The sequence below is a fragment of the Sphingobium chungbukense genome, from assembly GCF_001005725.1.
In the GTDB taxonomy this organism is placed as follows: Bacteria; Pseudomonadota; Alphaproteobacteria; order Sphingomonadales; family Sphingomonadaceae; genus Sphingobium; species Sphingobium chungbukense.
In genome coordinates this window covers 1016828-1030170 of record NZ_LBIC01000001.1, presented here as the reverse complement: position 1 = coordinate 1030170, position 13343 = coordinate 1016828, and the positions used below count along the sequence as shown (strand labels likewise).

General features: G+C 65.3%; 8 protein-coding genes, 2 tRNA genes and 1 pseudogene. 4 read left to right on the top strand and 7 right to left on the bottom strand.

Annotated elements, in window-relative coordinates:
* Positions 1-20: 20 nt before the first annotated feature.
* Together YP76_RS05175 and YP76_RS05170 are read right to left on the bottom strand one after the other, a co-directional pair.
* Entirely contained in the window at positions 21-434 is a 414-nt protein-coding gene (locus YP76_RS05175) for an acyl-CoA thioesterase (protein ID WP_046762446.1), read from the bottom strand.
* Positions 434-2521, bottom strand: coding sequence for a S9 family peptidase (locus YP76_RS05170; protein WP_046762445.1), 2088 nt, complete (start codon positions 2519-2521; stop codon positions 434-436). The genes YP76_RS05175 and YP76_RS05170 overlap by 1 nt, the downstream gene beginning before the upstream one ends.
* A gap of 93 nt (positions 2522-2614) precedes the next feature.
* On the opposite strand from YP76_RS05170, the gene YP76_RS05165 reads away from it, so the two are divergent.
* Both YP76_RS05165 and YP76_RS05160 read left to right on the top strand, forming a co-directional pair.
* Positions 2615-4396, top strand: coding sequence for an aminopeptidase P family protein (locus YP76_RS05165; protein WP_046762444.1), 1782 nt, complete (start codon positions 2615-2617; stop codon positions 4394-4396).
* A gap of 293 nt (positions 4397-4689) precedes the next feature.
* Positions 4690-4764 (top strand) — tRNA-Thr (locus YP76_RS05160).
* A gap of 76 nt (positions 4765-4840) precedes the next feature.
* Here the strand turns inward: YP76_RS05160 and YP76_RS05155 are convergent.
* The 5 genes and pseudogenes from YP76_RS05155 to paoA all read right to left on the bottom strand — a co-directional run bounded on the left by YP76_RS05155 (position 4841) and on the right by paoA (position 11562).
* Positions 4841-5638 (bottom strand): S1/P1 nuclease, encoded by a 798-nt coding sequence (locus YP76_RS05155; protein ID WP_046762656.1) that lies wholly within the window; start codon positions 5636-5638, stop codon positions 4841-4843.
* A gap of 60 nt (positions 5639-5698) precedes the next feature.
* A pseudogene (locus tag YP76_RS05150) lies at positions 5699-7704 on the bottom strand (TonB-dependent receptor).
* A 52-nt stretch (positions 7705-7756) separates the two neighbouring features.
* Entirely contained in the window at positions 7757-9973 is a 2217-nt protein-coding gene (paoC, locus tag YP76_RS05145) for an aldehyde oxidoreductase molybdenum-binding subunit PaoC (RefSeq protein ID WP_046762443.1), read from the bottom strand.
* 3 nt (positions 9974-9976) lie between these two features.
* Complete coding sequence (locus YP76_RS05140) at positions 9977-10927, bottom strand: FAD binding domain-containing protein (RefSeq protein WP_046762442.1); 951 nt, start codon at positions 10925-10927, stop codon at positions 9977-9979.
* Entirely contained in the window at positions 10924-11562 is a 639-nt protein-coding gene (gene paoA, locus YP76_RS05135; RefSeq protein ID WP_046762441.1) for an aldehyde dehydrogenase iron-sulfur subunit PaoA, read from the bottom strand. The genes YP76_RS05140 and paoA overlap by 4 nt, the downstream gene beginning before the upstream one ends.
* A 254-nt stretch (positions 11563-11816) precedes the next feature.
* Between paoA and YP76_RS05130 the strand changes: the two genes are divergently transcribed.
* Together YP76_RS05130 and YP76_RS05125 are read left to right on the top strand one after the other, a co-directional pair.
* A tRNA-Gly gene (locus YP76_RS05130) sits at positions 11817-11891 on the top strand.
* Between the two features lie 228 nt (positions 11892-12119).
* On the top strand, positions 12120-13172 hold the full coding sequence (locus tag YP76_RS05125; RefSeq protein WP_046762440.1) for an aldo/keto reductase: 1053 nt from the start codon (positions 12120-12122) through the stop codon (positions 13170-13172).
* Positions 13173-13343 lie beyond the last annotated feature (171 nt).

Here is a 13343-nt window from a genome sequence, read left to right as displayed (position 1 = left end):
AAGAACGTGCGTAGATATGGCTAAGTTCCGGATGAACCGTTGTTCAGGAAAGGCGCAGAAACTTCGGTCGGAACGCGCAGGATTCTTCCCGTTTCCTTGTCGATGATCGCCCATGTCGATTTAGCCGCCACCTTTACCTTGCCGTCGGGGCCGGTAAATTCCATGTGGCGGTCGAACCGGGCGCCGCGCGGCGCTTCCGCGATCCAGGTCCGGACAGAAACCGTTTCACCCTGCCGGACGTTCCCGCGATAGTCGATCTCATGCCGGGTCACGACCCAGACATAGGCGTCGACATGCGCCGGGTCCGCATCCTGGGTCCAGTGCTCGGTCGCGACCTGCTCCATCCACTGGACCCAGACCGCATTGTTCACATGGCCAAGCATGTCGATATGCTCCGGGCCTGCCGTGAAGGTGCGGGTGTAGGTGGAGGGCATCAGTCCGCGACGCCCAATTGCCAGAGGATGAAGGCGAATTCCTCCGCCGTTTCGCGCAGGCTTTCGAAGCGGCCCGACTTGCCCCCATGGCCTGCGCCCATATTGGTCTTGAGGATCAGCATGTTGCCGTCCGTCTTGTTGGCGCGCAGCCTGGCGACCCATTTGGCCGGTTCCCAATAGGTGACGCGGGGATCGTTGAGGCCCGCGGTCACCATCAGCGGCGGGTAGGCCTGCGCGCTGACATTGCTGTAGGGATCATAGGAGAGGATCGTCTCGAAGGCGGCCTTGTCCAGGCAAGGGTTGCCCCATTCGGGCCATTCGCCGGGTGTCAGGGGCAGCGTCTCGTCCAGCATGGTGTTGAGGACGTCGACGAAGGGCACATGCGCCACGACCGCGCCCCACAGGTCGGGATCGCTGTTGATCACCGCGCCCATCAGCTCGCCGCCGGCCGAACCGCCGGAAATGCTGATCCTTCCCTTGCTGGTATAGCCAAGGTCGATCAGGCCCTTCGCCACGTCCACAAAATCCGTGAAGGTGTTGGTGCGCTTGTCGAGCTTGCCGTCGAGATACCATTGCTGGCCAAGATCGTCCCCGCCGCGGATATGGGCGAGCGCGAAGGCGAAGCCCCGGTCCAGAAGGGACAGCCGGCTGGTGGAGAAGCCCGGCTCCATCGCGATGCCATAGGCGCCATAGCCGTAGAGGTTGAGCAAGGCGCTGCCGTCGCGGGGCAGGTCCCTGGGATAGACGATCGACACCGGGATTTGCGTGCCGTCGCGGGCGGGGATCATCAGCCGCTCGGTGGCATAGCGGGTCGCGTCATAGCCCGAGGGGATTTCCTGCATCTTCAGGACCTCGAGTTCACCCGTGGCAAGGTGATAATCATAGATGGTGTCGGGCGTGACCATGGATTCATAGCCGATGCGCAGCTTCGTCACGTCATATTCGGGATTGTCGTCGAGCGAGGCGGAATAGCTGGCTTCCGGGAAGGGAATGCGTTTCGGTTCATGGCTCGCATAGTCGCGCAGCTCGATCTGGTCGAGGCCGTCCTGCCGCCCTTCGGTGACGTAGAAGCCCTTGAACAGCGTGAAATCGGTCAGGTAGAAATGGGTATCGGGCGCGATCACCTCTTCCCACTCGTCGGGGGCGGCGAGGGTCGATTTCACCAACCGGAAATTCGGGTGGGTGTCGTTGGTGCGGATGTAGAGCGTGCCCTCATGCTCATCCACCTCATATTCGCGGCCAGGCTGGCGCGGGGCGACGAGCAGCGGCTTCGCCGTGGGATTGTCGGCGGGGAGCAGCCAGGCTTCGGTCGTCACATGATCGCCGGTCGCGATCACGATCCATTTTTCCGAGGAGGTCAGGCCGACCGAGACGCGGAAGCCCTCATCATCCTCGTGGAACAGTTCGATGTCGGATTCGACCGGCTGGCCCAGCCAGTGGAGGCGGGCATTGTCGGTGCGCCACTGGTCGTTGGCGATGCCGTAGAGCAGCCCCTTGCTGTCGCTGGTCCACACCAGCGAGGACAGGGTGTCGGGGATGATTTCGGGGAGAAGCTCGCCGGTCGTCAGGTCCTTGATCCGCGCCTCGAACCGTTCCGAGCCGTTATCGTCGATCGCATAGGCCAGGTAGCGGCCGTCCGGGCTGACCGACATGGCGCCCAGGCGGAAATAATCATGGCCTTGCGCCAGCGCGGGTTCGTCGAGGATGAGCTGGTCGTCGCTGCCGTCCGCTTTGGCCGTCACGGGCCTGCGATACCATTTACGGTACTGGGCGCCGATCTCGAAGGCGCGCCAGTAGATATAGTCGCCGTCCTTCTGCGGGACCGAACTGTCATCTTCCTTGATGCGGCCCTTCATCTCCTCGAACAGCCGGTCGGTCAGCGCCTTGCGCGGTTGCATCGCGGCTTCGAAGAAAGCGTTCTCCTCCTCCAGATAGGACAGCACGGCCTGGTCCTTCACCTCCGGATAGCCCGGATCGCGCAGCCAGGCATAGGGGTCCTCCACCGTGATGCCGTGGCGGGTGAAGCTGTGCGCGCGGGTTTCGGCCTTGGGAGGATCTTTCGGGGAGAGCGGAGCGGAAGCGGTCATTCAAAGTCCTGATCTGGCGTAAGTGCCCTGGTCTGCTTATGTTGGGCGCATGGCGTCCTGTGCAAGAGGACCGTTTGATCCAAGGGAATTTCAATGTCCACCTATGAAGACCGCCTGAAGGCCTTGCGCGCGCAACTGGTGCGCGACCGGCTGGACGGCTTCGTCGTGCCGCTGACCGACGAGCATATGAGCGAATATGTCGGCGCCTATGCGCAACGGCTGGCCTGGCTGACGGGCTTCCAGGGCTCGGCGGGAAGCGCCGTCGTGCTGCCCGAGGAAGCGGCGATCTTCGTGGATGGGCGCTATACGCTCCAGGTGCGCGAGCAGGTGGACGGGGCGCACTGGCACTATGAGAGCGTGCCTCAGACGTCCGTGGCGGCCTGGCTCGGCAAGCATGCGGCCGCCGGCGGGAGGATCGGTTACGATCCCTGGCTGCATACGCGCGCCTGGGTGAAGGCGGCGGGCGAGGCGCTGGCCGAACGGGGCGCGGAACTGGTGGCCGTCGACACCAATCCGGTGGATGCGGTGTGGCCGGATCGGCCCGCGCCGAGCGATGCCAAGCTGGTGGTGCACGAGGACCGTCATGCCGGGCAGTCGTCGGCGGAGAAACGGCAGGCGATGGCCGACTGGCTGGTCGGCAAACATGCCGATGCGGCGGTGCTGTCGGCGCTGGATTCGCTGGCCTGGACCTTCAACATCCGGGGCAGGGATGTGGAGCGGACGCCCGTGGCGCTGGCCTATGCCATCGTCCATGCCGATGCGACGGCGGACCTTTATGTCGCGCCCGAGAAGATCGACGAGGCGGTGGTGAAGCATCTGGGCAATGCGGTGCGGGTGCATGATCGCGCCGGTTTTGCCGATGCGCTGGCGGGCTTCGCGGGGAAGACCGTGGTGGCCGATCCCGAGCGGGCGGTGGCGGCGATCTTCGAGGCGCTGGATGCGGGTGGCGCCACCATATTGCCGCTGCGCGATCCGGCGGTGTTGCCCAAGGCGGTGAAGAACCCCGTCGAGATCGCCGGACACAAGGCGGCGCAGGCGCGCGACGGGGCGGCGCTGTCGCGGTTCCTGCACTGGATCGCGGTGGAAGCGCCCAGGGGCGGCATCGACGAACTGGGCGCGGCGGCGAAGCTGGAGGCGTTCCGCAAGGAGACGGGGCTGCTGGAGGACCTGTCCTTCGACACCATTTCCGGCGCGGGGCCGAATGGCGCGGTGGTGCATTACCGGGTCGAGGAAAAGACCAATCGCGCAATCGAGACGGGCAGCTTCTATCTGGTCGATTCGGGCGGGCAATATCGCGACGGCACGACCGACGTGACCCGGACCGTCGCCATCGGCACGCCGACCGACGAGATGAAGCGGCGCTTCACCTTGGTGCTGAAGGGGCATATCGCGCTCGCTCGGGCGCAGTTTCCGAAGGGAACACGGGGCGGGCAGCTCGACGTGCTGGCGCGGCAGTTCCTGTGGGCCGAGGGGCTGGATTATGCCCATGGCACCGGGCACGGCGTCGGCAGCTTCCTGTCGGTGCACGAGGGGCCTCAGCGGATCGCGACCTTCGGCGGCGGGGACGAGCCGTTGCAGCCGGGCATGATCCTGTCGAACGAGCCGGGTTATTACAAGACCGGCGAATATGGCATCCGGATCGAGAATCTGGTGCTGGTGGAGGCGCGGGACGTGCCGGGCGCCGAGCGGGAGATGTTGGGCTTCGCGACGCTGACCTTCGCCCCGATCGACCGCCATGCGATCGCCGTGGAACTGTTGACCGGCGAAGAGCGGGCCTGGCTGGACGCCTATCATGCCAGGGTGGTGGAGGTCGTCGGCCCGCAGATCGAGGGCTCGGCGCTCGATTGGTTGAAGGCGGCCTGCGCGCCCCTGTAACCGCATGCGCTCCTGCCTTCGCGGGAGCATATGTCTTTTGTTTCTACCCCCTGGCGTCCTCCGGGCGCTGGGGGGTTTCCTCACTCCGCGATTCACGCGACTGGGCCTTGCGGCGGCGCAGATTGTCCCGCAACGCCTGCGCCAAGCGCTCTTTCCGTTCGTCCCGACCGTTTGTCATGACCCGCCCTTAAGCAATTTGCATCTTCTGCCGCAAGCCGCCTTGACATGGGACGATGGGGCGGCCATAGGCCCGGCTCCGCTGGCGCGAAACGCCGGATGGAGCTGAAAATAGTGCTGCCGTAGCTCAGTGGTAGAGCGCATCCTTGGTAAGGCTGAGGTCGTGAGTTCAATCCTCACCGGCAGCACCATTTTCCTCCCGTGACCGGATGGTCGCCCGATTTGCCCATAGCTTGATATTTCGCCGGCGGGTGTGCGCGAGAAGCTTCATGGCATGTCGCCGGTCGGCGCGGTCGAATCGAAAATGGCGTTCAGATAGGCGGCGATGCGTACCCCGCCGCGCCGCAAACGGTCGTCCAGTTCGGCGCGATGCTGATAGGCATAGTCCCAGGACAGATCGGCCTCGGCCGGATAGATGGTCTTGCGCAGGGCGATGCTTTCGCGAACCCAGGTCGCCGGACCGCTGGCGCTCCAGTCGATGAACTGGGCCGGCGTGATCGAGCGCGAGAGCCAGTTCGCATATTCCGAATAGGACAGGGCACGCTGTTCGATCAGGCCCGAATCCCAGACCGAATGCAGGTTGGTCGCCTGACCGAAGAAGGTGACCTTCACATCATTGCCGCCGCGATCGTTGCCGCCTCCCGCGTGCAGCGGCTGGTGCAGGTCGCCAAGGATGTGGACGATGAAGCGGAGCGCGAGGCGGCGGTCCTCCAGCGGAGCCTTGCCGTCCCGCAGCGTGGCGGTGAAGCGTTTGAGCGCGGTGATCGCATCGCCCTCCTTCGGGGCGTCGGCGGGGCCGTAACGATCGCCTTCCTTCACCGTGACATAATGCCAGGGGCTGGCGGTCTTGCGCCAGAAGTCGGCGGGATCGGACTTCATGTCGTCGGGCCAGGTCGCCGCTTCCGCCAGATCCTCGACACCCAGAAGCAGACGGACCTGGGCGCGTGCGGCGCCGCTCAGATTCTGGTCGGCGATGGCGCCGGTAATGCGATGGCCGACCGGCCCCCATGCCTGGGCGGGCGTGGCGGCAAGGAGCGGCAGGGCGAGCAGGAAGGAGAAGCGCATGGCGTCCCTCATACAGCTTTGCCCTGCCTCAACCAGCGTGCTTTTTCCGAAGGTTGCGCTTCAACCGGTAAAACGGACGCCGATCCACAGCGTCCGGGGTGTGCCCAGGTCGATCGACCCTCCGGCATTGCGGGTGACCACCTCTTCATCGAAGAGATTCTCACCGCGCGCGACCAGGGTAACGCCATGGCCCAGCGGCAAGCGGGCCACCGCGTCGACGGTCAGCGCATCGGGCAGCACGTCGGTCTGGAGGTCGTCCTCATATTGCTTGCCGACATAGCGCAGCGTGGCGGAGAGCGCCGGGCCTTGCCTGGGTTCCCAGGCGAGCGTGGCGCTGGCGGCGTGGCGCGGGCTTTGCGCGGGGCCAGGCCATCGAACCGCATGCCCGGCGCACGGACCGTGCTGTGGCTATAGGCATAGGAGGCCGAGAGCAGGAAATCCGCGATGCGGCCCGAGGCGGTCAGTTCGAACCCCTTGGCGACGATGGCATCGACATTCCGACGCTGGCGGACATTGGGGTTGGAGGGATTGAGCGTCACATTGGCGATGGCATCATCGAGTCGGTTGTAGAAGGCCGTCGCGGAGAAAGTGATGCCGCTCACCGGGTTAAGGTCGACCCCAGCCTCCACACCCTTGAGCTTTTCCGGATTGAGTGCGGGATTGGCCTGCGTCGTGACCGGGAAGACCACGAAGGGCCGGTAGAGTTCGTTGAGCGTCGGCAGGCGGAAGCCGGTATAGGCCGCGCCGCGCAAGGCGACGGCGTCGCCGATCCGGTAGAGCGCACCTGCCCTTCCGGAAAATTGCCAGTCGGAACGGTCGGCAAAGCTGTTGTTCGCCGCGCCCGTGCCGGTGGCGCGATAGAAGCCGTTGCTGATCGTCCAGCGATCCGCCCGTACACCGCCGGTCAGGACCAGTTTGCCGAGGGACCAGTCATCCTCGGCAAAGAAACCGGTGGTCATCTGCTCACCGCCCGCATGGCGCCGGGAAGTGACCGGATTCGCCGCGATATTGGCGTTATAGGCGTCCTCGAACATGTCGCCGGTGGCGAAGCGCGTGTCGGCGCCGATGCGCAGCACATGGTCGGGGCCGACCGGCGGGCGCAGCTCGATCTTGCCGCCGATGCCGGTCGAGGGCGTGTTGCGCTGGTCGAGCGACTTGCGGAAGGTGGAAGCGGAAATCACGATGTTGGAGAAGTTGCGCGCCTGGATATAGGCCAGCGCATCGACCTGCCAGGCGCCGCGCGAGATGAAGCGGATGCTGGCGTCCTGCCCCTCGCTCATGCTGTCCGCGCCCTTGAAGCGCAAGGTCCGCTCGTCGCGGAAGAGGGTGCCGCGGAACTGGATTTCCGATGTGGCCGAAAGCGGCGCGACGGCGCGCAAATTGGTCGACCAGCCGTCATAGGCGGCGGGTGCCGTGGCGGCGACGCGCTGGTCCCTGGGCGTGGTCTGGAAGCCGTCGCCCCGATCCCAGCGGCCGGAAAGGGAGACGTAACCGCTGCCCAGGTCCGGGGTCAGGCTGGCGGAGAGTTCGGTCGCGTCCCTGCTGCCGTAGAAGGCGCTTGCCGCGAAGGTCGGCAACTGGTCGCGGGTAGCGCTGGCGAGTTCGATGGTCCCCGCCACCGCGCCCGCGCCAAAGGCCCCTATCCCGCCGCCGCGCGTTACCCGCACCACCGACAGGCGATCGGGTACCAGGGCGCTGAACGGAATATAGCCGAAAAAGGGATCGGCCAACGGCACGCCGTCGAGCAGCACCAATGTCCGGCTCGACGCATTGCCGCCCAGCGCGCGCAGCGTGGCCCCCTGCGCCGACGGATTGGCGGAGCGGCTGTCGGAGCGGCGGAATTGCTGGAACCCGGCAACGTCGCCCAGCACGCTTTCGATCCGGCCGGAGGCGCTGTTGGTCAGGCGGTCCCGGTCGATGATCAAAGATCCATAGGCCGGGGTTCCCGGCGGCAGGGAAAGCCCCTCCCCCGTCACGACGATGCGCGCCGGATCGGGCGCCTCCGTCTCGGCGGCCGCAACCGTCGGAATTGCGGCCAGAGCCAGTGATAACGGGAGATATTTCATTGGCGCCCCTTCCTCTCTTGGCGAGAGGCACTAGGGGCGCCGCAACAGAACTTCAAGCGCTCCTATCGCCGACTGACGCAGCCAGAATCTTGTCGATCGTCAGCGGATAATCGCGCAGGCGGATGCCCGTCGCATTGTAGATCGCATTGGCGACCGCCGCCCCGGCCCCGCAAATGCCGAGTTCGCCGACGCCCTTGGCCTTCATGGGTGAGCTCTTGTCGTCCAGTTCGTCGATGAACAGCACGTCCTGCTGCGGAATGTCGGCGTGCACCGGCACCAGATATTCGGCCATGTCGTGATTGACGAAAAAGCCGAACCGGGTGTCGACGCTGAGTTCCTCCATCAACGCCGCGCCGACCCCCATGGTCATCGCGCCGATCACCTGGCTACGCGCCGATTTGGGATTGAGGATGCGCCCGGCGGCAAAGGCACCGCCCATGCGGCGGACACGGACCTCGGCGGTGTCGATGTCCACGCCGACCTCGCAGAAATGTGCGCCGAATGTCGCCTGCGCATAGCGTTCGGCAAGGTCGCCAAAATCGATGCTGTCCTCCGCCCAGAGGCCCTCGCCTCCGGCCAGCGTGCCGATCGGCTGGGACTGGTTGCCAAGGCGCACCAGCCCATCCTCGAACAATGCCTGGTCCGCCGGGAAACCCGCCTTTTCCGCCAGCTTCGCGCGCAGCGCCATGGCGGCGGCATAGACGCCCGCCGTGGCGCTGTTGGCGCCCCATTGTCCGCCCGATCCGGCCGATGCCGGAAAGCGGCTGTCGCCCAGGCGCACGGTCACGGCCTCCAGCGGCACGCCCAGCATCTCCGCCGCCGTCTGGGCGATGATGGTATAGCTGCCGGTGCCGATGTCGGTCATGTCGGTTTCGACGATGACATGCCCCTTGCCATCGACGCCGATGCGCGCGCCCGATTTCATGACCAGATTGTTGCGGAAGGCGGAGGCGACACCCATGCCGACCAGCCAGCGGCCGTCGCGCACCTGTCCGGGCTTGGGATTGCGATGGCTCCAGCCGAAACGTTCGGCACCCTGGCGGAGGCATTCGACCAGCTTGCGGCTGGAAAAGGGGCGCTGCGGTCCCGCTTCGGGATCATATTGCACATCGTTGCGGATGCGCAGTTCGACCGGATCGATGCCGCAGGCTTCGGCCAGCTCGTCCATTGCGACTTCCAGCGCCAGCAGGCCCACGGCCTCGCCCGGCGCGCGCATGGCATTGCCCTCCGGCAAATCGAGCATCGCGAGGCGATGCGTCGTCAGCCGGTTGGCGCCGCGGTAGAGCAAGCGCGTCTGCTGCGCCGCCGTCTCCGCGCCGCCGCCGGGCAGGTCGCCCGACCAGACCTCATGGGCGATGGCGTCGATCACGCCATGCTTGTCGGCGCCGAGGCGGATGCGCTGGATGGTGGCGGGGCGATGGGTGGTGTTGTTGGGGATTTGCGGCCGGGCGATCGCGACCTTGACCGGACGGCCGGCGAGGCGCGCGCCCAGCGCCGCCAGCAGCGCATCGGCCCGAAGGAACAGCTTCGCGCCGAAACCGCCGCCGATATAGGGCGAGACGAAGCGGATATTCTCCTTCGGAATTTGCAGCGTCTTCGCCATTTCGCCCACGCTCCAGGCGATCATCTGGTTCGCGGTCCAAAGGGTGAGCTGATCGCCGTTCCATGCGGCCGTTGTGGCGTGCGGCTCCAGCATCGCGTGGCTTTGATCGGGAGTGGTATAGCGCTGATCGATCTTCACCGCCGCCTTCGCGAATCCGGCATCGAAATCGCCCGCCTGGGTATCCGCCGGGCCGCCGAAGCCGTCCTGCGGCCGGACCGCCCTGTCACGCTCCGCCGCGAGGTCGAAGCGGCCCTGCTCCACCGCATAATCGATGCGGACGAGCTGGGCGGCGTCACGCGCATTTTCCAGCGTGTCGGCGATCACCAGCGCCACCGCCTGTTCATAATGTTCGATCTGCGGCCCGCCGAGAAGAGGGGCCGTGTTCATATTGCCCTTGCCCAGTGCGCCGGCATTCTGGTGCGTGACGATGCCCAATACGCCGGGCGCGGCCTCCGCGGCGCGCAGGTCCATGGCGTTGATCCGCCCCTTGGCGATCGCCGATCCGACGATCCAGCCATAGGCGGCGTTGGGCGCGGCATCGTGGCGTTCATAGGCATAGGGTGCGGTGCCCGTGACCTTGGCGGCGCCGTCTATGCGGTCATGGGGAATGCCGATGACGCGGCCCCGGTCGATCGGATTGGTGGTAGCGGGCGTGTCGAACTTCATGGCTCAGGCCCCCTTCTGACGGTAGAGCGAGGCGAGGGTGCGGGCGGTCAGCCGCTGCTTGAACGCATTGTGCACGGTCGGGCGGGCGTCGCTGAGCGCCGCTTCGGCCACGGCCGCCGCGCCGGAGGAGGCAGCGGCGTCGGCCGCGGGGGTGCGCCAGGGCTTGGTCGCGATGCCGCCGAAGGCGAAGCGGGTCTGGCCGTCCTTTGCGAATACCGCCGCGACCGACACCAGCGCAAAGGCATAGGAGGCACGGTCGCGGACCTTGCGATAGACATGGGTGCCGCCCAGCGGCCGGGGCAGCGTCACCGAGGTGATGAGTTCGCCGGGCTTGAGCGCATTTTCGATATGCGGCGTGTCGCCGGGCAGCAGGTGGAAATCCGCGATCGGGATCGACCGGCGGCTGCCGTCGGCGCTCGCCGTGTCCACCTGCGCGTCGAGCAGGCGCAGCGCCACCGCCATGTCGGAAGGATGCTGCGCGATGCACGCTTCGCTGGTGCCGAGGATGGCGAGGCTGCGACTCACCCCCTTGAGCGCGCCGCAGCCACTGCCGGGCCGGCGCTTGTTGCAGGGCATGCGCGTGTCGTAGAAATAGGGGCAGCGGGTGCGCTGGAGCAGATTGCCGCCCGTCGTCGCCTTGTTGCGGAGTTGCCCCGAGGCGCCCGCCAGCAGCGCGCGGCTGAGCACCGCATAATCGCGGCGGACGGTCTTGTCGGCGGCGAGATCGGTGTTGCGGACCAGCGCGCCGATTTTAAGGCCGCCTTCCGCCGTCGGCTCGATCCGGTCGAGACCGAGATGGTTGACGTCGATCAGATGGGCCGGCGTCTCGATCTGGAGCTTCATCAGGTCGAGCAGGTTGGTGCCGCCCGCGATGAATCGCGCGCCTGGGGTGGTGGCGGCGGTCTTCGCCGCCTCCTCGACGCTGGCGGCGCGGCTGTAGGTGAAGGGCCTCATGCCTTTTCTCCTTCCGCAACCTCGCGAATCGCCGCGACGATGTTGGGATAGGCGGCGCAGCGGCAGATGTTGCCGCTCATCCGCTCGCGCACCTCATTGTCGGAAAAGGCGATCTGGTCGAGATTTTCGGTGGCGTGGCTGGGGATGCCCGCCCCGATCTCCTCCAGCACCGCCACCGCCGAGCAGATCTGGCCGGGCGTGCAATAGCCGCACTGATAGCCGTCATGGGTGATGAAGGCGCGCTGCATCGGGTGGAGCTTTTCCGGCGTGCCCAGGCCCTCGATGGTGGTGATCCGGTCGCCCTCATGCATGACGGCGAGGGTAAGGCAGCTATTGATCCGCCGCCCCTCCACGATGACGGTGCAGGCGCCGCACTGGCCATGGTCGCAGCCTTTTTTGGTGCCGGTGAGGTGCATATGCTCGCGCAACGCATCGAGCAGGGTGGTGCGCGGATCGAGCTGAAGATGCACTTCGCGGCCGTTCACGGTCAGTCCTACCGGGTTCATCTGCTGTTGCTCCTTGCGGCGTTGCGGGCTGCCGGCCGGCGCGGCTTGCGCTTCGCCCGAAACGGAAATGGCGGCGGCGGCAGCGGCGCTGCCTTGAAGCAGGCTGCGTCGCGTCAACGGGTCTGGCATGCGCTGCGCTCCTCCTATCTTCTGCGATACGAAAGGCGAGCCGATTATGTCCATCGCCGCCAACGGATTTTATGAATGGCGGTTTAGCAGATGGCTGGACTTCGCCAAAATGCAAGGTGCGCAACCCGTTGGAAGGGAGGAAATGGCGTTGGGCAGAAAAAAATGACTTTCTGCAAATTCTCCCCTTGCCGAGGGGGGAAGCCGCTGCTAGTTGCCCCCCACCCGCCGAGAGGACACATCCTCCGGCCGCCAGAGCGGGCGTAGCTCAGGGGTAGAGCACAACCTTGCCAAGGTTGGGGTCGAGGGTTCGAATCCCTTCGCCCGCTCCAGATTTTCCAATAAAATCATATGTTGCCGATAGGCCTCAGCCTGACCGACATGGTTTCGATGCGGGCCGCTGCGCCATCCTCTCGCCGAGGCATCTCGACCAATCATGCCCGACCGACGCAACCGGCATACCATTGCGCTATCTCAATTGGCAGAAAAATTGCGCATCATGATTGATATGGCATCAAAAAGGACTAATATCCCCAAAAAAAGATAGAGGAATGGGGATTATGCAATATCGCTTGCTCGGCAATTCCGGTCTTTTGGTGTCGCGGATGGCCTTTGGCACCATGACGTTGGGGATCGAAGCCAAGTCAGGGTCGATCCTGCAGAAGGTGGATCTCGACCATGCCGCGCGCCTGATTGGCGAAGCCATCGACCTTGGCATCAACTATTTCGACACCGCCGACATGTATACCGGCGGGGAAGCCGAAATCGTTCTGGGCAAGGCCCTGAAAGATCGGCGGCAGGATGTGGTCATCTCGACGAAAGTGGGCGTTCGTTCGGGCGCGCCGCTGACGCAATCCGGCCTTTCCCGGCGGCACATCATGGCGTCCATCGACGACAGCCTGCGCCGCCTGAACACCGACTGGACCGACATCTATATCGCCCATCGGGAAGATCGCTACACACCCTTGGAAGAAACGCTCGAAGCGCTCAACGACGTGGTGCGCTCCGGCAAGGCGCGTTATCTGGGCTATTCCAACTGGTCGGCCTGGAAGGTTGCCGCCGCCATCGAAATGCAAAAGGCCAATGGATGGGCGCAGTTCACGCATGGACAGGTCTATTATTCTCTCATCGGCCGCGACGTCGAGGCCGACATCGTTCCCATGGCGCAAAATTATGGCCTGGGCCTGACCATCTGGAGTCCCCTCGCCTTCGGTTTTCTCACCGGCAAGTTTGACATGGACACGATCCGCGGGCCGGAATCGCGCTTCAGCGACGGCCTCTTCGCGAGTTTCCTTCCGATCGATTACGAAGCCGGCTTTGCCTTGATCGAGACCGTGCGGCGCATCGCCAGGGAGCATGACGCCACCGTGCCGCAAGTGGCGCTGGCCTGGCTGTTATCCCGATCGGCGGTGAGCAGCATCCTGCTTGGCACCACCAAGGCGCAACAGCTTCGCGACAATGTCGCGGCGATCGATCTGGCGCTCACGCCCGAAAGCCTGGCCGAACTCGACGCCATGGCGTCGACGCCCAAACTCTATCCCAACTGGTTCCACGAGACGGGGGACGACATGCTGGTTCGGCAGGCGCTGGAACCACGGGGAAACGGCGCCTGACGCAGCGGCCGGTGCGCGATCTTCAAGGGTCGCGCGCTGCCGGCAACGCCTGGAACTTGGCGAAGCGTCAAGGACGACGGATAGGGCGCCTTACATCGGTCATATCGACGTCTTTCTTTTTTAGATGAGCGAAGGCCCCTGAGCCGGGTAGCGCGGGGGTAACAGTGGCCT

Excerpts from the sequence above, each read along its gene's own strand:
- YP76_RS05175 (WP_046762446.1), bottom strand. The coding sequence starts at position 434 with ATGCCCTCCACCTACACCCGCACCTTCACGGCAGGCCCGGAGCATATC.
- YP76_RS05170 (WP_046762445.1), bottom strand. The coding sequence starts at position 2,521 with ATGACCGCTTCCGCTCCGCTCTCCCCGAAAGATCCTCCCAAGGCCGAA.
- YP76_RS05165 (WP_046762444.1), top strand. The coding sequence starts at position 2,615 with ATGTCCACCTATGAAGACCGCCTGAAGGCCTTGCGCGCGCAACTGGTG.
- YP76_RS05155 (WP_046762656.1), bottom strand. The coding sequence starts at position 5,638 with ATGCGCTTCTCCTTCCTGCTCGCCCTGCCGCTCCTTGCCGCCACGCCC.
- paoC (WP_046762443.1), bottom strand. The coding sequence starts at position 9,973 with ATGAAGTTCGACACGCCCGCTACCACCAATCCGATCGACCGGGGCCGC.
- YP76_RS05140 (WP_046762442.1), bottom strand. The coding sequence starts at position 10,927 with ATGAGGCCCTTCACCTACAGCCGCGCCGCCAGCGTCGAGGAGGCGGCG.
- paoA (WP_046762441.1), bottom strand. The coding sequence starts at position 11,562 with ATGCCAGACCCGTTGACGCGACGCAGCCTGCTTCAAGGCAGCGCCGCT.
- YP76_RS05125 (WP_046762440.1), top strand. The coding sequence starts at position 12,120 with ATGCAATATCGCTTGCTCGGCAATTCCGGTCTTTTGGTGTCGCGGATG.